Annotated in this window: 20 protein-coding genes, 1 tRNA gene and 1 pseudogene; 8 read left to right on the forward strand and 14 right to left on the reverse strand. The window is 74.5% G+C overall.

All coding sequences use genetic code 11. From position 1 onward, the window contains the following. Positions 1-26: 26 nt before the first annotated feature. The 5 genes from ACQRUO_RS03975 to ACQRUO_RS03995 all read right to left on the reverse strand — a co-directional run bounded on the left by ACQRUO_RS03975 (position 27) and on the right by ACQRUO_RS03995 (position 5245). Entirely contained in the window at positions 27-845 is an 819-nt protein-coding gene (locus ACQRUO_RS03975; RefSeq protein WP_428314277.1) for a methyltransferase domain-containing protein, read from the reverse strand. A 4-nt stretch (positions 846-849) separates the two neighbouring features. Further along, entirely contained in the window at positions 850-1641 is a 792-nt protein-coding gene (locus tag ACQRUO_RS03980) for an alpha/beta hydrolase family protein (protein WP_428314278.1), read from the reverse strand. Positions 1642-1742: 101 nt separating this feature from the next. After that, the gene (locus ACQRUO_RS03985) at positions 1743-3269 is read right to left on the reverse strand and encodes an FMN-binding glutamate synthase family protein (protein WP_428314279.1); all 1527 of its coding nucleotides are present in this window, start codon (positions 3267-3269) and stop codon (positions 1743-1745) included. A 250-nt stretch (positions 3270-3519) separates the two neighbouring features. Continuing rightward, positions 3520-4611 carry a VWA domain-containing protein gene (locus ACQRUO_RS03990; protein WP_428314280.1) on the reverse strand — a complete coding sequence of 364 codons (1092 nt, stop codon included), beginning with the start codon at positions 4609-4611 and terminating at the stop codon, positions 3520-3522. A 172-nt stretch (positions 4612-4783) separates the two neighbouring features. Continuing rightward, entirely contained in the window at positions 4784-5245 is a 462-nt protein-coding gene (locus ACQRUO_RS03995) for a hypothetical protein (protein WP_428314281.1), read from the reverse strand. Between the two features lie 366 nt (positions 5246-5611). On the opposite strand from ACQRUO_RS03995, the gene ACQRUO_RS04000 reads away from it, so the two are divergent. Then, positions 5612-6340: a hypothetical protein gene (locus ACQRUO_RS04000; protein ID WP_428314282.1), complete on the forward strand. Its 729-nt coding sequence runs from the start codon at positions 5612-5614 to the stop codon at positions 6338-6340. 148 nt (positions 6341-6488) lie between these two features. Here the strand turns inward: ACQRUO_RS04000 and ACQRUO_RS04005 are convergent, their stop codons facing one another. Next, positions 6489-7484, reverse strand: coding sequence for a helix-turn-helix domain-containing protein (locus ACQRUO_RS04005; RefSeq protein WP_428314283.1), 996 nt, complete (start codon positions 7482-7484; stop codon positions 6489-6491). Positions 7485-7794: 310 nt separating this feature from the next. On the opposite strand from ACQRUO_RS04005, the gene ACQRUO_RS04010 reads away from it, so the two are divergent. Beyond that, the gene (locus ACQRUO_RS04010; RefSeq protein ID WP_428314284.1) at positions 7795-8250 is read left to right on the forward strand and encodes a ParH-like protein; all 456 of its coding nucleotides are present in this window, start codon (positions 7795-7797) and stop codon (positions 8248-8250) included. 45 nt (positions 8251-8295) lie between these two features. Beyond that, a complete protein-coding gene (locus ACQRUO_RS04015) occupies positions 8296-8736 on the forward strand; it encodes a GNAT family N-acetyltransferase (protein WP_428314285.1) in 441 nt (146 codons plus the stop codon). A 16-nt stretch (positions 8737-8752) separates the two neighbouring features. Here the strand turns inward: ACQRUO_RS04015 and ACQRUO_RS04020 are convergent, their stop codons facing one another. Continuing rightward, a complete protein-coding gene (locus ACQRUO_RS04020) occupies positions 8753-9391 on the reverse strand; it encodes a hypothetical protein (protein WP_428314286.1) in 639 nt (212 codons plus the stop codon). A 329-nt stretch (positions 9392-9720) separates the two neighbouring features. Further along, positions 9721-9794, reverse strand: a tRNA-Met gene (locus tag ACQRUO_RS04025). A 187-nt stretch (positions 9795-9981) separates the two neighbouring features. Between ACQRUO_RS04025 and ACQRUO_RS04030 the strand changes: the two genes are divergently transcribed. Then, entirely contained in the window at positions 9982-10215 is a 234-nt protein-coding gene (locus ACQRUO_RS04030) for a hypothetical protein (RefSeq protein WP_428314287.1), read from the forward strand. Between the two features lie 45 nt (positions 10216-10260). On the opposite strand, the gene ACQRUO_RS04035 is transcribed toward ACQRUO_RS04030, so the two are convergent. After that, positions 10261-13386, reverse strand: a complete 3126-nt coding sequence (locus tag ACQRUO_RS04035) for a protein kinase domain-containing protein (RefSeq protein ID WP_428314288.1) — start codon at positions 13384-13386, stop codon at positions 10261-10263. A 210-nt stretch (positions 13387-13596) separates the two neighbouring features. Continuing rightward, positions 13597-14559, reverse strand: a complete 963-nt coding sequence (locus ACQRUO_RS04040) for a helix-turn-helix transcriptional regulator (RefSeq protein ID WP_428314289.1) — start codon at positions 14557-14559, stop codon at positions 13597-13599. A 98-nt stretch (positions 14560-14657) separates the two neighbouring features. Between ACQRUO_RS04040 and ACQRUO_RS04045 the strand changes: the two genes are divergently transcribed. Then, the gene (locus ACQRUO_RS04045) at positions 14658-15239 is read left to right on the forward strand and encodes a DinB family protein (protein WP_428314290.1); all 582 of its coding nucleotides are present in this window, start codon (positions 14658-14660) and stop codon (positions 15237-15239) included. A gap of 29 nt (positions 15240-15268) precedes the next feature. Here ACQRUO_RS04045 and ACQRUO_RS04050 read toward each other — a convergent pair whose 3' ends face one another. After that, positions 15269-15520: a hypothetical protein gene (locus tag ACQRUO_RS04050; RefSeq protein WP_428314291.1), complete on the reverse strand. Its 252-nt coding sequence runs from the start codon at positions 15518-15520 to the stop codon at positions 15269-15271. Between the two features lie 162 nt (positions 15521-15682). Here ACQRUO_RS04050 and ACQRUO_RS04055 point away from each other — a divergent pair, with 162 nt between their 5' ends. Together ACQRUO_RS04055 and ACQRUO_RS04060 are read left to right on the forward strand one after the other, a co-directional pair. Continuing rightward, positions 15683-17233 (forward strand): glycoside hydrolase family 10 protein, encoded by a 1551-nt coding sequence (locus ACQRUO_RS04055; protein WP_428314292.1) that lies wholly within the window; start codon positions 15683-15685, stop codon positions 17231-17233. A gap of 92 nt (positions 17234-17325) precedes the next feature. Beyond that, positions 17326-20976, forward strand: a complete 3651-nt coding sequence (locus ACQRUO_RS04060) for an AfsR/SARP family transcriptional regulator (RefSeq protein ID WP_428314293.1) — start codon at positions 17326-17328, stop codon at positions 20974-20976. On the opposite strand, the gene ACQRUO_RS04065 is transcribed toward ACQRUO_RS04060, so the two are convergent. From ACQRUO_RS04065 to ACQRUO_RS04075, 3 genes are all read right to left on the reverse strand, one after another. After that, positions 20963-21337 (reverse strand): hypothetical protein, encoded by a 375-nt coding sequence (locus ACQRUO_RS04065; RefSeq protein WP_428314294.1) that lies wholly within the window; start codon positions 21335-21337, stop codon positions 20963-20965. The two genes, ACQRUO_RS04060 and ACQRUO_RS04065, sit on opposite strands and share 14 nt — an antisense overlap. A 46-nt stretch (positions 21338-21383) precedes the next feature. After that, positions 21384-21899 (reverse strand): hypothetical protein, encoded by a 516-nt coding sequence (locus ACQRUO_RS04070; RefSeq protein WP_428314295.1) that lies wholly within the window; start codon positions 21897-21899, stop codon positions 21384-21386. Positions 21900-22039: 140 nt separating this feature from the next. Next, positions 22040-22180 carry a hypothetical protein gene (locus ACQRUO_RS04075; protein WP_428314296.1) on the reverse strand — a complete coding sequence of 47 codons (141 nt, stop codon included), beginning with the start codon at positions 22178-22180 and terminating at the stop codon, positions 22040-22042. A 153-nt stretch (positions 22181-22333) separates the two neighbouring features. Between ACQRUO_RS04075 and ACQRUO_RS04080 the strand changes: the two are divergent. After that, positions 22334-22762 (forward strand): annotated as a pseudogene (locus ACQRUO_RS04080) (hypothetical protein); the annotation flags it as partial. Between the last annotated feature and the right edge of the window lie 64 nt (positions 22763-22826).

A 22826-nucleotide genomic window follows, 5' to 3' on the forward strand; every position in this document is an offset into this window, starting at 1 on the left:
CGCGGCCGGCAGCGGCCGGAGGTCGGTCAGCGGGGCCGGTGCGCGACGGCGCCGAACATCGTCACCGACAGGTGGAAGGCGCCCAGCTCGGCGGCGGCCGTGACGTCGGCGTGGAGCTGCTCGCGCTGCTCCTCGGTGATCAGGCTCCGCGCCACGGCCGCCGCGCCCAGGCCGTGGACGATCGGCCAGGTGACGGAGCGGGGGTCGTGCAGCAGCACGTCGGAGCCGAGCTCGTCGACCGTCAGGCCGGCCGCGGCCAGCCAGCCCGCCAGGCGGCGTCCCGCGTCCGGGGTGGCGGCGGTGGCCTGGGTGACGGCGGCCAGCGCGGGGCGGACCTCCGGGGCGGCCGGGTGGAGGACGAAGGTGGGCCAGTCGGTGTCGAGCAGGACCACCCGGCCGCCCGGGCGCAGCACCCGGGCGATCTCGGCGACGGCCCGCGCCGGCTCGGTCAGGTGTTGCAGGACGCGCTCGCACCGGACCACGTCCAGCTCGGCGTCCGGCAGCGGCAGCGCGAGCGCGTCGCCGTCCAGGAAGCCGGCCGGGCTGTCGACGTCGCGGGCGCGCTGCTCGGCGACGGCGCGCAGACCGGGGTGGGGTTCGAGGCCGAGCGCCGTGCCGCCCGGCGCGACCGCCGCCGCGAGCACCTGGGTCTCCGAGCCGGTGCCGGAGCCGACGTCCAGCGCCCGCTCGCCGGGGCGCGCGGCCAGGCGGGTGTGCGCCCAGCTGCGCAGCCGGCGCACGCCCGGGTTGGCCGCCTGGGCGTCGAGCGCGGCGATCAGCCGGTCGGTGACCGCGGGATCGAGGTTGGCCGCGTGGAAGGCCGAGGTCGGGCGCGCATCGGGCATGGCCTCACTGTAGGACCTGTGCCGTGGCCGCGGGGCGCGACCCGTGGATGTACTGGTCGGCCCAGGCGCTGATGATGTGGGCGGCCCGCTGCGCCTGGCCGCGGGCGGTCAGCAGGTGGTCGGCTCCTTCGAGCGAGACGAAGCTCCGCGGGTGGCGCGCCTCGTTGAAGATCTCCGCGGCGTTGGCGATGTCGACGGTGTCGTCGGTGGGGGAGTGCATGACGAGCAGCGGCAGGCGCAGGTCGCGGATCCGCTCGCGCAGGCGGGCCTGGTGGACGTCGTCGACGAAGGCGCGCTTGAGGACCAGCGTCCGCCCGCCGACGAACCACTCGTGCGAGCCCTCGCTGAGCACCCGGTCCATGACCGCGTCGTACTGCCGCTCGACGTGGCTGGGGTCGGCGGGCGCCCCGATCGTGGCCACCGCGCGGACGCCGGTCGCCCCGGCCGCCGCGGCGATGGCCGCGGCGCCTCCCCAGGAGTGGCCCACCAGCAGGTCCGCCGGCGTGCCGCGCTCCGCCATCAGCGCGGCGGCCCGGAGGGTGTCCTCCACCTTGATGGTGAAGGACCCGTCCCCCCAGTCGCCGTCGGAGTCCCCGATCCCGAGGTTGTCGTAGCGCAGCATCCCGATGCCCTCGCGCGCCAGCTGCTTGCTGACCCGGGAGGCGGCCGGCGAGTTCCGGCCGAGGGTGAACCCGTGGACGAAGATCCCCCAGCCCCGGACCTCGCCCTCCGGCAGGTCGATCGAGGCGGCCAGCTCGGGGCCGACGACGCTCTTGAATCGCACTTCTTCAGTCATGTGGTGATCGCCTCGGCACGGACCGGTCGGGGGTGGGGGCAGCGGAGTGGCTGGGGTGGGCGGGCAGGGGGGTGACACCGGTCGGCGTCACCCCCGAGGCGTCAGCGGCCCGGCTCGGCGGTGACCAGCGCCGTGATCTCCTTGGCGAGCTGCGGGCCGAGCTCGCCCCAGCCGTCCTTGTAGCCGTAGACGCCGGCCAGCGTGCGGGCCTCGTAGTCGCCGTTCATGATCTCGACGTCGTTGGCCGTGATGAGTCCCGGGTGGGCGACGCCGACGGCCGACGAGACCTTCATCAGCTCCTTGCGCAGGGTGCGCAGGTAGACGGCGGCCCGGGTGGACTTCGAGGCCGGGTCCAGGCCGCGGGCCAGCCACGGGTTCTGGGTGGCGATGCCGGTGGGGCACTTGTCGGTGTGGCACTTCTGCGACTGGATGCAGCCGATCGACAGCATCGCCTCACGGGCCACGTTGATCATGTCGGCGCCCAGGGCGAAGGCGACCGCGGCGTTCTCGGGCAGACCGAGCTTGCCGGAGCCGATGAAGGTCAGCTCGTCGGTCAGCCCCAGCTCGGCGAAGGTGCCGTAGACCCGGGAGAAGCCCATCCGGAACGGCAGCGACACCGAGTCGGCGAACATCCGCGGTGCCGCCCCGGTGCCGCCCTCGCCACCGTCGATGGTCACGAAGTCGACACCGCGGTCACCGCGCGCCATCAGGGTGGCCAGCTCCTGCCAGAAGCCCATCTCGCCCACCGCGCTCTTGACCCCGACCGGCAGGCCGGTCTCGGTGGCGAGCAGCTCGACGAAGTCGAGCATCGAGTCGACGTCGCCGAACGCGCTGTGCCGGGACGGGGAGGCGCAGTCCTTGCCGACCGGGATGCCGCGGATCTCGGCGATCTCCGGGGTCACCTTCGCGCCCGGCAGCATCCCGCCCAGCCCGGGCTTGGCGCCCTGGGAGAGCTTGATCTCGATCGCCTTGACCGGGGCGCCGGCGACGACCTCCTTGAGCTTGTCGAGGTTGAAGCTGCCGTCCTCGTTGCGGCACCCGAAGTACGCCGTACCGAGCTGGAGGACGAGGTCGCCGCCGTTGCGGTGGTACGGCGAGAGGCCGCCCTCGCCCGTGTTGTGCATCGTGCCCGCCAGCGCCGCCCCCTTGTTGAGCGCGGTGATGGCCGCGCCGGAGAGCGAGCCGAAGCTCATCGCCGAGATGTTCACCACGCTCGCCGGCCGGAACGCCTTGGCCCGCCCGCGCGGCCCGCCCAGCACCTTCGCCGAGGGCAGCGGGGCCTGCGGGTCGTGCGCGTCGGGCAGCGCACCGGCGAAGGTGCGCTGCTTCAGGTAGGCGTGCCCCTGGACGTGCTCGACGTCGACCTCGGTGCCGAACCCGAAGTAGTTGTTCTCCTCCTTCGCCGACGCGTAGATCCAGCTGCGCTGGTCACGGCTGAAGGGGCGCTCCTCCTCGTTGGAGGTCACGATGTACTGCCGCAGCTCCGGGCCGATCGTCTCCAGCAGGTACCGGGCGTGCCCGATGACCGGGAAGTTCCGGAGCAGTGCGTGCCGCTTCTGGATGAGGTCGCGGGCAGCCAGAACCGCCACCGCTGTCGCAGCGGCCGCGCCGATCTTCCGGGCGTGCATGAACGTTCCTCCTCGATGCACGGCTCCATCGCCATCGGTGGAGCCGTGGGGTCGTGTGGGGCGTTGGACGGCGGGGCACGGCCAAGCGGGCATCGGCGTCCGTCGACGAATGCCAGATGATATTAAGAGGCCGTCTCGACGGGCCCGTGGCCAGGGGGCCGGTCCACGGGCTTCGGCTCCGCGCCGGAGGAGGAATCGGCACGGGAGTCGACGGGAGCTCGGCGGGCCGTGACCGGCCCGCACCGCTCGGTCACAGCATGACGAGCAGCTTGGTGCCCGGCACCAACTTCCGGTTGACGGAGGTCGACTGGACGAACACCGTGTACGAGGGGTTGTCGCCCGGCTTCACCGTGGCCTCCGAGTCCGGCAGGCCCAGGAGCTGGCGCGCCGCCGGGCCCGAGAACACCCGGCCCGTCATCCGGCCGGTGGCCGGGTCCTTCTCCGCCACCGCGAGCTGCTTGTTGACCTGGACCTTCTCGCGCTTGGACAACTCGTAGAAGGCGCACCCGGTCTTGTACGGGTGCCCGGAGCGGGTGACGAACTCGCGGATCGGCAGGGCCTCGTCGACCGGGATCAGGATGTACTTGCCGGTGTCCAGGGCGTCGAGGTTGGCCTTCACCTCGGCCGTGCTGAGGTCCTGGCCCATCGCGAACAGGTTCCTGGTGCCGCGCACGCCCTTCTCGCGACCGCGCAGGAAGCTCGTGGCGGCGTTCTTGACGGTGCCGATCGCCTCCTCGACGCCCTTGCTGGAATCCGCGTCCCAGATCGCGATGTTGCCGGCCGGGAAGCCGTACTCCTGGGCGGTGCGCTTGGCCAGCGAGTTCGGGACCAGGATCGCCGAGGTCCAGTGGTCGGGGAGGTCGTCCATCGCGCCGTGGATCCGGTCGATCCACGTGCGCAGGGCGGCCTTGCCCTGGCCGGCGTTCATCCGGGTGTGCATCTGACCGGACTCCGCGAAACCGGAGGCGTTCTCCTCGCCGTCGGTGACGACGACCTGGAGGAAGGAGTGCTCCCCGTAGCCCTCCCAGATGTTCTTCAGGTCGTCGATCGACTTCACGGCCGACTCGATCAGCGCCGTCGCACCGTTGGCGACCTTGTAGAGGCCCCGCAGCGACGGAAGGTGCTTGACGTCCATGTCCCAGACCAGGTTCTGCACCTGGTGATCGAACGCGTAGAGGCTGATCCGGGTCTCGTGACCGAGCCGGTCGGACTCCTCCTGGAGGCCCTTCACGAACTCGTCCACCACGCGGACGAGCTGCGCCGAGTGCTGGCGCATCGAGCCGGACTTGTCGACCACCAGCGAGACGTGGTTGACCTTGTGCTTGATCCGGTTCGCGGACATGGTGCTACCCCTATTCCAACGCCCTTTTTCGACGCCTTTCCGGCGTCCCCTCCGACGTTGGTTCCACACTATGAGCCGCCACTGACAGTCGCCCTGACCTGCCGTCATGCCGGGACCGGCCGATCCCGGGGCTGCAGCCGAGGCGTATTGGTGCACGGCCGGGACGGGCCGGTCAGTTCGTCGACGATCCGGTGTGGCGCGACCACCAGTGCCGCTTCGGCCCGCGGGCGGCCTCCGGGTCCGGCGTCGGGGCCGGGGCAGGGGCCGGGGCGTCGGTGACCGGTCGGACCGGAGGCGGCGGGGTGGGCGGTGACGGCCTGGGCGGATCATCGGCGTCCGTGGGCGGGTGGAGGCCCGCGGGGTCGTACTCGGTCGCGGCGATCGCCGCGACGAGTTCGTCCTCGGTCATCCGCTCCGACCCGGGCACGTGCGGGACCAGGCCGATCAGCACCCCGTCCTGCAGGACCTCCGCCTCCAGCCCGAGCGCGTCGCTGCTGTCCCAGACCGCCTCACCCTCGCCGTCCGGGAGCACGACGCGCACCGCGTACTCGTACACGCCCAGCTCGGCCAGGTGCGCCATCACCTCGCGGTCCCGCAGCGCGGCGACCAGCTGCTCGGCACGTTCCCTGTCCATCGCGGCACCGCCCTCGCCGACCACCGAACCTGTCGTCCACCTGCACCCACCGTAGGCCACCGGGCCGTCCCGCGTGGTGGCTCGCGTGGTGGCTCGCCCCAGGCTCGATACGCTGAGGTGAGAGGCCCCTGGCCCGCGAGCGCCCCGGCGTGCGGGCCCTGCCACGCCGCCGCGGAGGTGAAGGGATGCCTGCACAGGAACCCGGACCGGAGCCCGGGCGGAAGCCAGGACCGGAGCGAGGACGGCTGCGCCGCCGCCCGGCCTCAGCCGCGTCGGTGCGCGAGCTGCTCAACGTGCGCGAGCTCCTTACGGTGCGCGAACCGCTCGCGGTGCCCGGGCGCCGGGGCTGAGCCGACGGGGTCCGCCGTGCACCCGCTGGCCGCGCAGATCGACCTGGTCATCGTCACGCCCAACCACGGGCTCGGGCTCTGGATGCTCGGTGCCTTCGTGCTGACCTTCCTGGGCACCCGGCTGGTCACCCGGCTGATCCGCAGCGGCCGGGGCCCGTTCCGGGACGTGGAGGTCGGCGGCACCCACCTGCACCACCAGGTCTACGGCATCCTCGGGATGTTGGTGGCCGGGGCGGTCGAGTTCGCCTACCGGCCCGGCAGCCCCGGGGTGCAGCTCCTCGCGGTGCTCTTCGGCTTCGGGGCCGCCCTGACCCTGGACGAGTTCGCCCTCTGGCTGCACCTGGAGGACGTCTACTGGGCGCAGGAGGGCCGCAAGTCGGTGGACGCGGTCTTCCTCGCGGTCGGGGTGGGACTGCTGCTGGTCGCCGGCTTCAACCCGTTCGCCGGCTCCGGTTCGACCGGCGCCGACCACGCGGCCTTCGCCGTCGTGCTGCTGGTCAACCTGCTGCTGGCGGTCGGGACGATCCTCAAGGGCAAGACCGCCCTCGGCGTGATCGGGCTGCTGGTGCCGCTGGTGGCCCTGGTGGGCGTGCTGCGGCTGGCCAAGCCGAGCTCTCCGTGGGCGCGTTGGCGCTACCGGCCCGACTCCCGCAAGGCGGAGCGAGCCCGGCAGCGCTACCCGGCCGACCGCCGGACCCGGATGGACGCGTTCAAGGACCTGATCGGCGGCACCCCGGGCCGCTGACCACTGACTGTCGCCCCACTGACTGTCGCCCCACCGGCCGGAGCCCCACCCGGCCGGAGCCCCACCGCGGTTGCCGCGGTCGGTGCGGTTCCGGCCCGGGCGGCCCGTCGACCGGCTGCGGCAGTCCGGCGGACGCGTCCGGCGTCGGTCATGGCGTCGGTGCCGGTGGGGCGTCGACCCAGCCCAGGTTGGCGTCGACGGTCGCCAGCGGAGCGACCGAGGTCCCGCCGGCGGTGCCGAAGGCGGCGCAGGTGGGGGCCGAGGTGTCCACCAGTACGAGGGGGTCGCGGGCGCTGGCGTCCAGTTTGTCGAAGACCAGCAGCGTGCCGCCGGTGGCCTGGGCCGGTGCGCCGGGGTGGACCGTCACGGACCGGTGCCAGGCCCAGGCGCCCCAGGTGATGCTCGTGGTCACGTCGGCGGGGCCCGCCACCGGCGTCGCGAGCAGGACGTAGACCTGCCCGGTGTAGGGCTGCGGGTACTGGAAGACCCAGTGGGTCCGGGCCTCGCAGCCGGAGCCGGCGGGCTGCCAGGGGAGCGGCGACGGCGGCGGCACGACCACGACGGAGGGCATCGGAGTCGGGCCGGCCGTGGGGGCCGCACCGGGCGTCGTCCGCAGGTCCATGCCGGTCGGTACGCCGATCGCCAGCCCCAGGGCCAGGCAGGCCAGCCCCACCGCGGCCACCGGAAGCGCCGGGCGGGCGCGGCGCGGCTGCGGCGCTCGGGAGCGCGGGTCCGCAAGGGGTGCGGCTGCCGGTGCGGCTGCCGGTTCGACGGCCGGGGCTGCTGGGTCCGACAGGGTCGTCGGGGGTACCGGATTGACGGCCCGTGACACCGGTGGGCCGTCGGGCGGCGTGGTGGCGGGCGGCACGGTGGCGGCCGCGGAGCCCGCCGTGGACACCGCCGCCTGCGCGGTCTGCCAGCGTTGCCGCCAGGCCGGCAGCTCGCCGCCGCCGTCGCAGGCCTGGACGAACGCCTCGACCGTCGCCCAGGTCGGGAACTCCACGCCGCCGGCGGCCTCGGCGAGCACCGAGGGGGAGCGGTGGACCCGGCGGCTCATGGCGGCGAAGGTGGGATTGCCCGCGTCCTCGCGCAGCGCCCGCAACCGGGCGGCGAACACGGCCACCGGGCCGCTGGACGGGTCCAAGGCACGTTGTCTGCGCCCCACGGTCACGTCCCCCCTGATCAACCCGGCTGGATTGTTTGTCCGTACTCTCCCACGCGAGCCGGCGACCGCCTTCCGGTTCTCCGGAATTGATTGTCCGGGCGCGGACGCCGTTGTTCGGCGGCCGGGCGGTCCGCCACTGTGGTGCTGCGGTGCGGGGCTGCCCGGGGACGACGGCCCGGCGGCCCGCGGGCGCGGGCCGCGGCCCGCCGCCGACCGCACGACGAACGGGAGGGGATCCATGGGGTGGGGCGCGGGGAGCCGGGAACTGCACCGCCGATGTCGGCGCCTCGTGGACGGGATCCGGCTGCCCGAGCCGTTCTCGGTGGCCCGGCTGGTGGAGACGGTCTCCGAACACCGCGGTCGCCCACTGGAACTCGTCGAACTCCCCGGGCTGGAGCGGATGCCGTGCGGCGTGCTGGTCGCCACCGACCGCAGCGACTACATCGGGTACCCGGCGGACACGACCCGAGCGCACCAGCAGCACGTCGTGCTGCACAAGATCGGCCACCTGCTCTGCGGTCACCTGGACGTGCCGGGCCAGTCGTCCGCGCTGGCGGCCGCACTGGCGCCGCACCTCTCGCTCGACCTGGTGCGGCGGGTGCTCGGCCTGAGCCACCCCGGTGCCGAGCACCTGAGCCACTACGGGGACGAGCAGGAGCAGGAGGCCGAGCTGGTCGCCTCCCTGATCGCGCTCCGCGCGACCGCCATCGGCCGGGGTGTCCCGGAGGCTGCTCGACCCGCCTGAGGCGCCCTGACCTCACCCGTTCGGCTCAGCGATAACATCGCGATCATGGCGGATTGGGAACTGCGGCCGGCCTCGCCGGCGGATGTCGAGACCCTGGCCGAGTTGCGGGCCGCGGCGCTGCGGGCGGACCTGGAGCGGCTGGGGGTGTACGACGACCACTGGGTCCGGCAACGAATGCGCGAGCGCTTCGTCCCGGCGCACAGCTGGGTGATCGAGGTGGCCGGCGAGTTCGCGGGCTGCGTGGCGCTGCGGCCGGCCGAGGACGCGCACTGGCTGGAGCACTTCTACCTGGTGTCGGAGTTCCAGGGCAGGGGCATCGGCGGTGGCGTGCTGGAGCGGCTGCTGGAGGAGTGCGACCGCGACGGCACCCGGGTCCGGCTGCAGGCGCTCCAGGGCAGCGGGTCCCGGCGGCTGTACGAGCGGCACGGGTTCACCGTCGAGTCCGAGGACTGGGCGGACGTGTGGATGCTGCGGGAACCCGCCTGAGCGCGCGACCTCGGCCCTACAGGAACGCCTGCGCCAGTCCTTGGAAACTAGGGCTCTGGACGACCGCCGTCAGTTTGGGGAAGTTGGCCATGAGGCTTTCCTTCGCCTCCTCGGGAAGGGCTCGGTACTTGTCGATGATCTCGTTGGCGGCCTTGCGGACCTCTGCCGCGGTGGGGTTCTCGCCTCCCTTGGGGTAAAGAGCCTTGACCGTCTCCACGAGACCGTCGACGAAGGCCTTGGCCGCCGGGTTCAGTGCGTCCAGTCTTGTCTTCAGGAGTTGCCTGAGCTCGACCGCCTTGTTGTAGAGCTCCTCCGATCTGGCTCTGAGGGCGTCGAGGGCCTGGTCCTCGGTCTGGTAGTCCGCGGCCGCGATTTCCGCGAGAATGTTCAGTTCATCCGCGGTCATGCTCTCGTAGAAATGGACGACCTCTTCGGGGAGGAAGGCCTTGTAGGCGCCGGGGAGTTTCCCGTCGCTCGCCAGGATCGTCCCGAGGGTGGTCACCGGTTCGTCGAGGGCGTCGATGCCGGCCGAGAGGGGCTTCGGCGGCTCGTCGCTCGACAGGGTGAGCAGCGAGAGGGTGTGGTGGGCTGCGGACGGCTGCCAGGGTCCGGTCCGGGGGAGGGCCGCGGCCGGTCCGGCGGCGGTGATCGCCAAGGCGGTGAGGGTGCCCAGTGCGGCAGTCAGTCGTGCCGTGGCGGTGCCTGTCTGAGACATCGTGTGCTCCGTTCCGTGGGCAACCGTTGGCCGGGAGCCCCGCTGGTGAGCGTCACACGGCGGTGCCCGCGGCGCACCAGGGGAGGTGCCGGACGGATGGACGGAGTGGGTCGCTTCACTCGGTTGCCGGGTCTGCCATGCGGCCATCGGCACCCTCATCACCAGGACCATCGACTCGGCGGCCTGCAAGATCGGCCGGAGCTGAGCCGCCAGGGGTCGACTCCCGGAGAAAGCAGTTGGGGCCCGGCAGCGCCGGGCCCCAACGTTCGTAGCGGGGACAGGATTTGAACCTGCGACCTCTGGGTTATGAGCCCAGCGAGCTACCGAGCTGCTCCACCCCGCGTCGGTGATCACTACTATAGCCGATCCGATCAGGAAGGCCGAATCGGTTTCCGGGCCCCGCAACGCGGCGCCGACCGCACCCGGGCGAGGCGGTGTCAGATGTCGCTCCCGGTACAGACATCAGCTCCCGGCCCGAGGGGCAGGATCTCGCTCATGGGTTCGAAACGACGTGCTGCGAGGTCTGCCCGATGCATCCCCTCACCCCGCTGCTCTACCTCCTGGCCCGCGTCGAACGGGGTGGTGGGGCCGGGCTGGAACCCGGCGAGGTCGCCGAGCTGCGCGGGCTCCGCACCCGGCTGTCGGCCATCGTCCCGCACCACCCCGGCGAGGCCGAGCTGGTGCTCTTCCGGCTGGCCCACGCCCCGGCGCCCACCGTCCGTGCACTGTGCCGGGAGGTCGGTTCCGTCCTGAAGACCGGCTGAACCGGCTGAACCGGGTAACCGGTCGCGGCTCGCCCGGCCACCCGGTCAGGGCCGTGCGGTGGTGAGCCGCAGCGCCGTCCGGGTGCCGTACGCCGCGACCGGTAGGGCGAGGAGCAGGGCGGCCCAGAAGGCGCTGTGTCCCCACACGGAGGCGAAGGTGCCGAACGGGCCTTGCAGGACCGGGATCCGCAGGGCCTCCATCGGGCCGAGCGGGCCCGGCCAGGCGCCCAGGAAGACGGTGGCCGGGATGCAGCCGACCAGCAGGGCCCGGCTGGTCGGCGGGGTGGCCAGGGTGCCGAGGACGGCGACGGTGGCCAGCAGGAGCACGAAGCCGGCCTGGTAGGACGCCCCGGTCTGGCCGGTGCCCCAGGAGGCCGGGGTGCGGTGGTGCCCGGTGACGGCCAGCCGGACCTCGACCGCCGCCCACAGCAGCGTGACCAGGACGAGGGTGCTCCAGAGCGCGAACCCCAGCCGGCGGCGGCGTCCGGCGTTCCCGTCCGGCCACCGCTTCGTCCGGGCCGCCTTCTCGGTGGCCTTCCCGGCCGCCGTCCGATCCGTCTTCCCGGCCGTCTTCCCGGCCGTCGTCCCGGCCCCGGGCCGGCTGTCGAGGCGCAGCAGCTTGCCGGCCGCCCGTCCGTTGAGCAGCAGGCCCACCACCACCGCGACCATGGCGGCCACGCCGGCCCAACCGCCCATCCCGCCTTCGAACAGCACCACCCGGTCGGTCACCGCCTGCGGTGGGTCGAGGAGCCCGAGCGGCGGCCCGAGGCGCAGGCAGCCGATGGCGACGGCACCGGCGCCGGCCAGCGTCACGGTGCCGCGGCCGACCCGGGCCGGGAAGGCGGCCAGCACCAGGGCGGCGCCGATCGCGGCGCCCAGCTGGCCGGCGACCTGGTGCGCCGCCCGCAGGCCGGCCGTCCGCAGCGGGCCGCCGAACCCGCCGTTGGGCCAGACGTTGAGCTTGGCGTCGATCGGGTACCGGAAGACGGCACCGGCCCACAGCAGCAGGGCGAACCCCAGCAGCATCAGCAGCGCCGCACCGGCCCGGGCCGGCAACTCGGGCCGGACGGTCGCCGCCCAGCGCCGGGCGCGGTCCAGCCGGCCGACCGAACGGGACGCCGCCCCGGACGCCGAACCCGGCGCCGACCCGGCTGCCCGTGCCGCCCGGTCCCGCAGCACCTGCGCGGCCACCAGCACCGCCCGTCCGGCGACCTCCTGGGGATCCCCGTCCAGGGCCCGCCGCCGCAGCATCGACCAGCGGCGTTGCACGCTCTCCCGCCCGGCGCCCGGTGCCTTCCGGCCCGTGCCCTGCGCCCTGCGGCCGACGGCCTCCCGGGCGGCGAGCACGGTGTCCGCCACGACGGCCGCCAGTGCGGCCAGCCGCGCGGACGCCGGTTCGGAGAGGACCAGGCGGTGCGCGGCGGCGGGCAGCGGGGAGAGCCCGGCGACCAGCCGGCCGTACTCCGCGGAGCCGACGGTGAGCCGGACGGTCAGCCGGTACGCGTCCTCCTGCTCCTGCGGCGTGGGCCCGTCACCGCCGCGCCGCCCGCTGCCGAGGGCCCGCGCGTTCCGGTCCAGTTCGGCCAGGACCGTGGCCATGACCTGGGGGAGGTCGGCGACCGCCAGCAGCCGCGAGCACCACTCGCCGGAGCACTCGGGGTGGCTGCAGTCGTAGCGGGCGGCGACGGCCGGGGCCCCGGCGGCGACCAGGGCGTCGACGAAGTCCTTCGCGCCGGGCCGGGCCGCGATGTGTTCCAGGCCGGCGGTGTCGATCGGGTGGCCCCGGTAGTGCGGGGTGGCGGACGGTTCGAACGCGGCACCGAAGGCGAGCACGGCCAAGGCGGCCGCGGTCTCGCGGCGGGTGCCGCGGGGCGCGCGCTCCACGTCGGTCAGGTACTGCAGGTCGAAGACGGTGTCCTTGACGTCGTCGCGGAGCCAACTGCGCAGCCTGGCCGTCGCCCCGTCGGCCAGCCAGGTCGCGGCGTCCGCGGAGTGCCCCAGCAGCGCCGCGGCGAGGGCCGAGGGATCGTGGTGCGGTGCGCCGCGGAAGGTGATCGGCCGGTGGGCGGGGGCGCCGCCCGCTCCGGGGCGGTGGCGCACCACCTCCGGGCTGCCGCCCGCCAGCCAACCGGTGACCTCGGCGGCGGTCCAGCGGTGGGCCGGGTCCTTGGTGAACAGCCCCTGCAGGAGCAGCCGTTGCCGATGGTCGCCGACCGCGGAGAGGTTCACCTCCGCGCCCATCACCAGGTCGTACTGCAGTTCCTGGTCGCTGACCAGCCGGCCGTCCGCGTCGAGGTAGCGGGGACGGCCGGCGAACAGCTCGTACAGGACGTTGCCGAGCGCCCACCACGGGCCCGCGGGATGGTTGGTGCCGGCCAACTGCTCGGGGGCCATGTAGGGGATGGTGACCTGCATGTCGGGGGAGAAGCGGCGGCTGGCGGTGAGGCCGGCCACCCCGCCGAAGTCGGCGATCACCAGCTCCTCGGCGCTGCCGGCGGGCCGGACCAGGATGTTGGCGGGCTTGAAGTCCACCGGGTTCCGCTCGATCTCCTGCTGCCAGAAGACGAGCAGCGAGACCAGCTCCGCGACGATCCGCCCGGTCTCCCGCGCGCTGGGACGACGGCCGTCCCGGCGCAGCGCGGCGAACCGGTCGGCGAGGGTGACGGGCAGGTACTCCATGGCCACCCAGTCGAGCTCGGTGCCGTGGTGGGCGACCGACCCGAAGTCCACGATCCGCGGCACGTGGCGGCGGAACCCGTCGTTGCGCAGGTGGGTCAGCAACTCGGCGTCCATGGCCTGCCCGGCGGCGGTGACCTTGACGGCCGCCTCGCCGGCGTCGTCGGTGCGCCGCACGTGCCAGACGGTCCCCTCGGTGCCGGACCCGGCGACGCCCTGCGGCTCGAAGCGGTCCCGCAGCGCGTCGGGGAACGCGCCGCCGGCGGGGCGCGCGGCGAGCGGCACGGTGCCGGCCGGCTTCACCCGGGTGGGCGCGTCCGGGGCGAAGCGGGGGCGGGGCACGGCCCCGAGCCGGGACGGCGGGCCGGACACCACCTCGAGGCCGCCGGGTCGGCGGGTCAGCCGTCTCCAGTCGACCTTCGTCCGGGGCAGCTGCCGGGGGCCGGGGCCGCCGTCTCCACTGCCGGCCGATTCCGGTTCCATCGGTGCGGCCATCGCCGTTCCTCCCCCGTCGAGCTGCTCCGGCGTCGCGGACCGTCTCCCGGACGACCGTCCCGGAGCGCCCTGCCGGTCGGCCGTCCTGCCCCGGCGCCGGGCCCGTGCCGGCGGCGGAACGCGCCGATCTGACGGCACATCATGCCGTATGCCGGCGCGCCGGCGCGCGGATTCGGTGCGGCCCGCGACCGGGGCTTCCGGCCCGGGTCCTCAGCCCCGCGCCGCGCGGTCGAACCGGGCGGCCCAGTCGCGGAGCTGGTCGACCAGTTCGGCCGGTTCGAGCACGCGGAACTCGGCGCCGAGGGCGCCCAGCGCCATGGCCGGCCAGTCCAGCGAGTCGGTGGTCATCCGGACCCGGCAGCGGTAGGCGTCCACCGCCTCGACCGTGCCCCACCGCCCGATCCGCTCCAGCACGGTCGCGGCCGGGGCGTGCACCAGGACCGTCACCCGGTACGGGCGGGGCAGGTTGCCGATCCCGGCGCGGACGAACTCGGCGGCGTCGGCAGCGGGCAGGGCGCGCGGGCGGAACGCGGTGCCGGTGCCCTGCGGTGCGGTGAGCCGGTCGACCCGGAAGCTGCGCCAGTCCTGCCGGGTGAGGTCGTAGGCGACCAGGTACCAGAGGCGGTCCAGGCAGACCAGCCGGTGCGGCTCGACCTGCCGCTCGGTGCGGCGGCCGTCGGCGGCGGTGTAGCCGAAGCGCAGCTGCTCGCTGTCCCGGCAGGTCAGCGCGAGCGTGGTGAGCACGCCCGGGTCGACGCCCGCCCGGGACGGGCTGCCCCAGCCGGCCGGGACGGTCATCGCGCGCAACGCCTCGACCCGGCGGCGCAGCCGGGTCGGCATCACCTGCACCACCTTGGCCAGCACCCGGACCGAGGACTCGGCGATGCCCTCCACCGCGCCCTCCGCGGCACTCTGCAACCCGACGGCCAGGGCGACCGCCTCGTCGTCGTCGATCACCAACGGCGGCAGCGCGGCGCCCGCGGCGAGCTGGTAGCCGCCCTCGACGCCGCGCTGCGCCTCCACCGGGTAGCCGAGCTCGCGCAGCCGGTCGACGTCGCGGCGCAGCGTGCGCACCGAGACGCCGAGCCGGTCGGCCAGTTCGTTGCCGGGCCAGTAGCGATGGGTCTGCAGGAGGGACAGCAGTCGCAGCGTCCGGGTGCTGGTGTTCGCCATGGCTGCGATTCTCCCGCAATTCAGGACAGGAACTGGCCGCTATTGCTCCTACTGTTGTTCCTGACCGAGGCACCCGGAACCAGCTGAAGGCGGAGACCATGACCGAGACCCCGAGCCAGAGCCAGACCCCGAGCGAGAGCCGGACCCCGAGCCAGAGCCGGTCGGCGACCCTCACCGGCGAGCGCGCCGACCTGCTGCGCACGCTGGGCAAGCACCGGAACTTCCTGCGCTTCACCACCCGCGACCTCACCGACGAGCAGGCCGGCCGGCGCACCACCGCCAGCGAGCTGTGCCTGGGCGGCCTGGTCAAGCACGTCGCCGCGGTGGAGCGGGGCTGGGTGGACTTCATCCTGAAGGGTCCGTCGGCCATGCCCGACTTCGCCAGCATGACGGAGGCCGACTTCGCCGAGCGGGCCGACCAGTTCCGGCTGCTGCCCGGCGAGACGCTGGCCGGCGTGCTGGCCGAGTACGCGGCGGTCGCCCAGCGGACCGACGAGCTGATCGCCGCCCTGCCGGACCTGGACGCCACCCAGCCGCTGCCCGCGGCGCCCTGGTTCGAGTCCGGCGCACGCTGGTCGGCCCGTCAGGTGCTGCTGCACGTCCTCGCCGAGACCGCGCAGCACGCCGGGCACGCCGACATCATCCGCGAGTCGCTGGACGGCGCCAAGACCATGGGCTGAACGGTGGGCCCGGCCGCCCCGGTGGCGGGTCAGGAGGCGAAGTCGCGCAGGGCGGCGGTCAGATGGGCGTGCACGTCGGCCGCAGCCTGCCGGGTGACCGGGTCCGGGTCCTCCAGGCGCTCGGCGAGCAGTTCGGCCGCCGCTGCGATGACCGGCACCGGCAGCGCGACGGTGCGCAGGTGCAGCAGCTGGGCGGCGGCGCGTTCGCCGGCCGTGCTGGGCGCGCTGGTGGGGATGAGCGCGGTCAACCCGCGCGGGCCGGGGAGCGGAGAGCTGGTCACCGGGACATTCTCCCCGCCGGGCGGCCGAACCGGCGGCAGCGCTCGGACGGCGCTGTCCGGAACTCGCCCGGCGGGCAGCGTCGCCCGTGGCGTGGCAGCTTGGCAGGAGGTGGTGCGCGGCCGGACCGGCGGCCGACCGGCCGGGCGAGGAGGCGGGAGCGGATGGCGCAGCAGCCCTGGCACGCGACCGTCGACCGGCGCGGCTTCCTGGTCCGGGCCGGTGCGGCGCTGCCCACCCTGCTGCACCCGGCCACGCGGCACCTCTCCCTCGGTCGGTCGGCCCGGCCCGGCCCTCCGGTGACATCGCCCAAGCGGCAGTTGCGCGGGGTCTGGGTCACCTCGCTGCGCGACATCGACTGGCCGAACACCCCGGGCCTGTCCGCCGCCCGGCTGCAGGCCGACTACACCGACCTGCTCGACGCGCTGCAGCGGATCGGCGTGAACGCCGTCTTCGTGCAGGTCCGCCCGACCGCCGACGCGTTCTGGCCGTCCCCGTTCGAGCCGTGGTCCGAGTGGCTGACCGGTGTTCAGGGCCGCGACCCGGGCTGGGACCCGCTGGACTTCGCGGTCCGGGCGGCCCACCTGCGTGGCATCGCCTTCCACGCCTGGGTCAACCCGTTCCGGATCTCGCTGTACGCCGACCCCACCCGGCTCCACCCGGACCATCCCGCGCTCCGCCACCCGGAGTGGGTGGTGCGGCACAGCGGGGAGCTCTACTACGACCCCGGCCATCGCGTCGCCCGCGAGTTCGTCGAGCAGGCGATCGCGGCCACCGTCGCCCGCTACCCGGTGGACGGCGTGCACTTCGACGACTACCTCTACCCCTACCCGGGCACCGAGCGGGACTTCGCCGACGGCGACTCCTACCGCCGCTACGGGCAGGGCATCAGCGACCGAAGGGCCTGGCGGCGGCAGAACGCCGACCTGTTCGTCCGCGGGATGCGCGACCTGCTGCGGGCGATCCGGCCCGACGCCGCCTTCGGCGTCGGCCCGTTCGGCATCTGGCGCAACGCCAGGACCGACCCGCTCGGCTCCGCCACCAACGGCCTGCAGTCGTACGACCAGCTGTACGCCGACACCCGCCGCTGGGTGCGCGAGGAGTGGGTCGACTACCTCGCCCCACAGCTCTACTGGCAGATCGGGCACCCACTCGCCGACTACGCCGTGCTGGCCCCGTGGTGGGCCCGGCAGGCCGCCGGCACCACCACCCAGCTGTGGATCGGGCACCCGGCCACCCGTCCGGGCGCGCCCGACCAGCCCGGCTGGCGCGACCCCGGGGAACTCTCCCGGCACCTGGCCATGAACGCCACCCTGCCCAACATGACCGGCGACCTGCTCTACAACGCCACCGCCGTGCGGGCCGACCGGATCGGCGCGATCAGCCGGATGGCCGCCGACCACTGGGCGCTGCCCGCGCTGCGGCCCCTGCTGCCGCGCCACGCCGCCCAGCCGCCACCCGCCCCGCCCCGGGTCCGCCGCACCCGCGACGGCGCCGGCCGACCGGCCCTCGCGGTCGAGGCCGGAGCGACCGGCGAGCCCTTCCAGTACGCGCTCTACCCGCCCGTGGCCGACCCGGCCACCGATCCGCCGCTCGCCCTCTTCCCGGGGCACGTCCGGGAACTGACGCTGCCACCCGCGGCCACCGGCCCGGCGGTGTATGCGGTGACGGCGGTCGACCGGGCCAACCGTGAGAGCCGGCCTGTCGTCGGGTAGCGGGGTGCTCGCGGACGGGATACGTGGCGGATCCGGCGGTGTCTGTGACCGGTCGGTCCGGACCCGGGACGAGCGGCGGTAGCATCCCGGCCATGAGCAGACCGCAGCCGGCCTCGGCGCCGCACCGGATACCGACCGCGAGCGCCGGGGCGGCGCCCAGGTTCGGCGTGTTGGGGCCGCTGGTGTTGCGCGCGGCGGAGGGCTCCACCCTCGAGCCGGGCACGCCCAAGATGCGGACCGTGCTCGCGCTGCTGCTCCTTGACGCGAACCAGGTGGTCTCCAGGGAGCGGCTGCGCGCCGCGCTCTGGGGCGGGCGGGAGCCGGCTACGGCCACCACCGCGCTCAACAACCAGGTGGTCCGGTTGCGGCGGCTGCTCGGTGACGACGGGCGACTGACCACGGTCGCCCCCGGCTACCTGCTGCGGGTCGAGGCGGGGGAGCTGGACGCCGACCTGTTCGGCCGGCGGCTGGCCGAGGCCACGGCGGCGCGTCGGCGTGGCGACTGGCAGGCCGTCAGCGAGCAGGCGGCCGCGGCGCTGGCACTCTGGCGCGGCACCCCGCTGAGCGACCTGCCGGGGCTGCCCGAGGAGGTGGCGCCGCGGGTCGAGGAGCTCACCGAGGCCCGGCTGCAGGCCCTGGAGTGGCTGTTCGACGCGGAGTTGCGGCTGGGGCGCCAGCAGGGGCTGGTCCCCGAGCTGACCAGGGCGACTGCCGAGCACCCGCTGCGTGAACCGTTCCACGGGCAGCTGATGCTCGCCCTGCACCGGGGCGGCAGTCAGGCGGAGGCGCTGGCCGTCTACCGCCGGCTGCGCGCCACCCTGGTGGCGGAGCTGGGCATCGAGCCGGGCCCGGGTGTGCAGGCGATCCAGCGGGAGATCCTGGCCGCGGCGGAGCGCGCCGAGCCCGCCGAGCGTGTAGCGTCCGCCGGGCGTGTTGAGCCTGCCGAGCACGCTGATCCTGACGAGCCAGCCGAGCCAGCCGAGCCAGCGGAGCCCGCCGACCCGGCCCCGACACCCGCCCCGCACGCCCCGGCCGCATCTCCCCTCGGGATGGGCCTGCCCTGGGACATCGCCTCCTTCACCGGTCGCCACGCCGAGGTCGACCAGCTGCTCGCCGCCTGCCGCGCCGCCGCGCGCGGGGGCGGCGGTGTGCTCGGCATCCACGCCGTGGACGGGATGCCGGGCGTGGGCAAGAGCGCGCTCGCGGTCCACGTGGCCCACCGGCTGACCGCCGAGTTCCCCGACGGCCAGATCTTCCTCCCGCTGCACGCCCACACCCCCGGCACCCCCGCCGTCGAGCCCGCCGACGCGCTGCTCACCCTGCTGCACACGATCGGCGTGCCACCGCAGCAGATCCCGCAGGGCGTGGACGCCCGCGCCGGGCTCTGGCGCACCCGGTTGACGGGCAAGCGGATCCTGCTGCTGCTCTACGACGCCCGCAGCAGCGAGCAGGTCGCGCCGCTGCTGCCGGGCGGCGCGGGCATCGTGGTGCTGGTCACCAGCCGGCGGCGGCTGGCGGCCCTGGACGGCGCCCGGCCGATCAGCCTCGCCGCGCTGCCCGAGCACGAGGCGCTCGCGCTCTTCACGGCCAGGGCGGCTCGGCCCGACGTGCCGGCGGCCGACCCGGCGGTGCTCGAACTCGTCCGGCTCTGTGGTCGGTTGCCGCTGGCCCTGCAGCTGACCGCGGCCCGCCTGCGGCACCATCCGGTCTGGTCCCCGGCCGACCTGGTCGCCGACCTGACGGCGGCCGCGGGGCGCCTGGACGCGCTGCGGGCCGAGAACGTCTCGGTCTCCGCCGCGTTCGACCTCTCCCACCGCGACCTGACGCCGGACCAGCAGCTGCTCTTCCGGCGGCTCGGGCTGCTGCCGGGCGACGAGGTCGACGCCACGGCCGCCGCGGCGCTGGCCGGGATCGAGCCGGCCGCGGCCGCACGCCTGCTGGAGGAGCTGGCGGACCATCACCTGATCGAGGAGACGGCGCGCGGCCGCTACCGGATGCACGACCTGGTCCGCGAGTACGCCCGCGGCCTGGCGACCGCCGACCGGGCAGCGGGCAGTGCGCCGCTGGACCGGCTGCTCGACCACTACCTGCGGACGGCCGCCGCCGCCAACCGGCGGTTCTCCCGGCAGTCGTACACCGTGGCGGACCGGGTCGACGTCCGGCTCGGCTGCGCCGCCGAGCCGGTGACCGATGGGCCGGTCACCGAGGGCCCGGCGACCGATGGTCCGGCCACCGAGGAGCAGGCGATCGGCTGGCTGCGGACCGAGCGCGGCAACCTGCGGGCTGCCGTCGAGTACGCGGCCGGGCACGGTCGCCCGAGCCACGCGATCGCGCTCGCCGCCGTGCTGCACGAGTTCCTGCGCTTCGGGGACCACTGGCACGAGGCGCGGGCGCTGCACCTGACCTCGCTCACGGCGGCCCGCGCCTGCGGCGACCGTCTCGGGCAGGCGCAGGCGCACACCCACCTGGGGATCTTCGAACAGCTCGGCCTCGGCCACTACGACGACGCGATCCGCCACCAGCAGCAGGCGCTCGCGCTGCTCGACGCGTTGGCCGCCGAGGCGGCAGGCGGTTCAGCCGTAGAGTCGGCCGGCGAACCCCGGCCCGGGCGGGACGACGCGGTCGAGCAACTCCGGATCGTCGTGCTCTGCAACCTGGGCGAGGCCCAGCAGCTCGTCGGCTCCTTCCCGGAGGCCACCGCGAACCTCCACCGGGCGCTGGAGCTGGCCCGAGCGCTGGGCAACCGGCTCGGCGAGGCCAACGCGCTCACCTACCTGGGCCGGGTGCAGCAGCGGGCGAACGAGTTCGCGACCGCCATCGAGAGCCACCGGCGGGCCCTGGAGATCTTCCGCGAACTCGACCGGACGATCGGCCTGATGAACGCCTACGGTGACCTGGGGGTGGCCCAGGTGGAGACGGGCGAGCTGGACGCCGCCGTCCGCAGCCTGCGGGAGGCACTGCGGCTCGCCCGCGGCCGTGGTGTGAAGAACGAGGCCAATGCGCTGACCAACCTCGGCCTCGCGCTCTACTCGACCGGGGAGTACCCGGCGGCCGAGGAGGCACTGCGGCAGGGCGCCGAGCGCTTCGCCGTCCTGGACGACCGCCGGGGCCTGCTGAACGCCTTCGCCTTCATGGGCCAGTCCCAGCAGGCGATGGGCCGCTACCAGGAGGCGGCCGGCTCGCTCCGCAAGGCCCTGGAGGCGATCAGCACGCTCGCCCTGCCGGCGGGCACCGGCCGGCTGCACGCGCTGCTGGGCGACATCCTGCGCGAGAGCGGGGACCTGGCGGGCGCGACCGAGAACCTGACGTCGGCGCTGGCGATCGCCCGCGAGATCGGCGACGAGGCCGGGGAGTGCGGGGCACTCATCCGGCTGGGCCGGGTGCTGCTGCTGACCGGCCCGCCGAGCCGGGCGCTGGCGTCCTTCACCCAGGCCCTGGACCTCGCCGAGGCCTTGAAGACACCGCTCTACCGGGCGTTCTCGCGCGAGGGTCTGGGCACCCTGCACTGCCGGACGGGCGACACCGCCACCGGGCTGGAGCTGCTGCGCCAAGCCCTCGCCATCCTGGAGCCGCTGGGCGCGCCCGAGGCGCAGCGGATCCGGGCCGCCATCGACGCCTGGGAGTCAGGGCCCGAGCGGAGCCCCGGACCCGAGCGGATGTCAGGGCCCGAGCCGAGCTCCGGACCCGAGCCGGCCGGAGCAGCGGGCGAGGCGGCGGCGGAGGCTCCGCTCACAGCGCGGTGAGCACGTCCTGGTGCGCCCCGTCGAGGACGAAGCCGTTGTCCCAGCGGACCCGGACCGTCACCCGCCTGCCCCGCTCCCGGTACGCGGCCCACTCCGGCTCCAGCTCGGCGAGCTGCGCCGCCAGCCGCTCCCGGCTCGCCGCCGGCATGGTGTGCCCGTAGTCCTCGAACAGCGCCTTGAGCCGTTGGTACTCGCGGACCTCCTCGCTCTCCGGGAGTTCCCCGTCCACCCGCTCGACGGTGCCCTCGATCCCGGCGCCCAGCGCGAGGAACCCGACGACGGCCCCGGGCTCCCCGGTGACCGCCTCACCGATCCCGAGGTCCGCCGCCAGCCGGACGCGCCGGCCTTCCTCCAGGGTCATCCGTCCTCCGCCTCCCGCTGCCTGTCGATCGGCCGGTCCCCGCGTCCTACCGGTAGTCCCGCTCGAAGCCGAGGGCTTCGCAGTCGTCCTCCGTGACGGCGTCCGCCCCGGGGCCTTCGAAGCCGGCATAGCACTCGACTTCACTGCGGGCGCTGCTGCCCGCCACGATGGTGAACACCTTGAGCAGCATCCCACCGTCCAACCGGATGCGCAGGCCGTCGAACGGAGCGAAGGGCAGCGTGCACTGCCTGCTCCACTGCGCGTCCTCGGCGAAGGTGAGGACGCTGACCCGGACCGGAGCGGAAACCGCCGGTACCGCACGTGCACCGGCGGGCGCACCCTCCGCGAACCCGAGCGACGCGCACTTCTTCGCGGTGAGCTCGCGTCCGCCGTCCTCGGCCACCGTGCAGGTCACGGCGCCGTCGGCGGCGTCGACCAGCACCGTGACGACGTTCAGCACCTCGTAGGTGTCGACGCGAACGCCCAGGCCGGGGAACGGAGCGAAGGGCAGCTCCAGGTCCCGGACCCAGTTCCTGCCGTCCGCCTCGGCAACGAGGCGCACTCCGAAGGGACCTGCCTGATCCTGGCTTTCCACGTGTCTCCCCACCCTCACCGGTCGTCAGTCCTCCGACCGGACCACCACCGTCCGCCGGTCCTCGACTCGGCCGCACCGAGGCTAGCAGCCTCGATCATGTAGACCGGCTACCCACGGGAGGCACGGACCGCGGCGACGACGATCGCGATCAGGATGGACAGCAGGAGGATGGTCACCGCGGGCCACAGCGGATCGCCGTTGACGAGCGCGTTGACGAGCATGCGGAGGCCGGCACCGATGAGACGCATGCGGGTACCGTAGCGTCACCCGGCCTCCCACCGAGCAGGGGCCCTCAGCCGGGCGGCCCGTCCCGCCCCGGCCCCGACCCGACCCGGCCACCGGAGCCTCGCTCGCCGAACTTCCGCTGAGCAGGGGCACCCTGCTCGGCGGCGTCTACGCCTATGACCATCGTGGACAACGCCGCCCCCACCGTCCACCTGCTCGTCCTCCACGCGGACACCGGTGAGCAGGTCTGCTCGGTGCCGGTCCTCGAGGCCGGTGGCAGCGGCAGCGAGAACGCCCCGATCGGCGTGGGCGACACCGTCGTCGTCGCCAGCACCTACGGCTACCCGTACCCGGCGCTGCCCGCCGGCGCGGGGGCGAGCGTTCCGGCTCGCGCCGACGTCCCGGGCGGCATGTCCCGGGTCGACGTCCGCCCGGACGGGTCGGGCTGCGACCTCGTCTGGGACACCACGCTGCGCTCCTCGGCGGTGCCCGTCCTGTCCACCTCCGACGGGCTGATCCACACCGTCCTGCGCGAACCGCTCGTCCCCGGCGGCGTCGTCCTGCAGGGAACCGTGACGGGCGTCGTGCGGATCGCCTCGACGTAGCCGACGCAGGGGGGGGGGGGGGGGGGGGGGGGGGGGGGGGGGGGGGGGGGGGGGGGGGGGGGGG

The organism is Kitasatospora sp. LaBMicrA B282 (genome assembly GCF_050325825.1).
Classification (GTDB): Bacteria; Actinomycetota; Actinomycetes; order Streptomycetales; family Streptomycetaceae; genus Kitasatospora.

Excerpts from the sequence above, each read along its gene's own strand:
- ACQRUO_RS03975 (WP_428314277.1), bottom strand. The coding sequence starts at position 845 with ATGCCCGATGCGCGCCCGACCTCGGCCTTCCACGCGGCCAACCTCGAT.
- ACQRUO_RS03980 (WP_428314278.1), bottom strand. The coding sequence starts at position 1,641 with ATGACTGAAGAAGTGCGATTCAAGAGCGTCGTCGGCCCCGAGCTGGCC.
- ACQRUO_RS03985 (WP_428314279.1), bottom strand. The coding sequence starts at position 3,269 with ATGCACGCCCGGAAGATCGGCGCGGCCGCTGCGACAGCGGTGGCGGTT.
- ACQRUO_RS03990 (WP_428314280.1), bottom strand. The coding sequence starts at position 4,611 with ATGTCCGCGAACCGGATCAAGCACAAGGTCAACCACGTCTCGCTGGTG.
- ACQRUO_RS03995 (WP_428314281.1), bottom strand. The coding sequence starts at position 5,245 with ATGGACAGGGAACGTGCCGAGCAGCTGGTCGCCGCGCTGCGGGACCGC.
- ACQRUO_RS04015 (WP_428314285.1), top strand. The coding sequence starts at position 8,296 with ATGGCGGATTGGGAACTGCGGCCGGCCTCGCCGGCGGATGTCGAGACC.
- ACQRUO_RS04030 (WP_428314287.1), top strand. The coding sequence starts at position 9,982 with ATGCATCCCCTCACCCCGCTGCTCTACCTCCTGGCCCGCGTCGAACGG.
- ACQRUO_RS04035 (WP_428314288.1), bottom strand. The coding sequence starts at position 13,386 with ATGGCCGCACCGATGGAACCGGAATCGGCCGGCAGTGGAGACGGCGGC.
- ACQRUO_RS04040 (WP_428314289.1), bottom strand. The coding sequence starts at position 14,559 with ATGGCGAACACCAGCACCCGGACGCTGCGACTGCTGTCCCTCCTGCAG.
- ACQRUO_RS04045 (WP_428314290.1), top strand. The coding sequence starts at position 14,658 with ATGACCGAGACCCCGAGCCAGAGCCAGACCCCGAGCGAGAGCCGGACC.
- ACQRUO_RS04055 (WP_428314292.1), top strand. The coding sequence starts at position 15,683 with ATGGCGCAGCAGCCCTGGCACGCGACCGTCGACCGGCGCGGCTTCCTG.
- ACQRUO_RS04060 (WP_428314293.1), top strand. The coding sequence starts at position 17,326 with ATGAGCAGACCGCAGCCGGCCTCGGCGCCGCACCGGATACCGACCGCG.
- ACQRUO_RS04065 (WP_428314294.1), bottom strand. The coding sequence starts at position 21,337 with ATGACCCTGGAGGAAGGCCGGCGCGTCCGGCTGGCGGCGGACCTCGGG.
- ACQRUO_RS04075 (WP_428314296.1), bottom strand. The coding sequence starts at position 22,180 with ATGCGTCTCATCGGTGCCGGCCTCCGCATGCTCGTCAACGCGCTCGTC.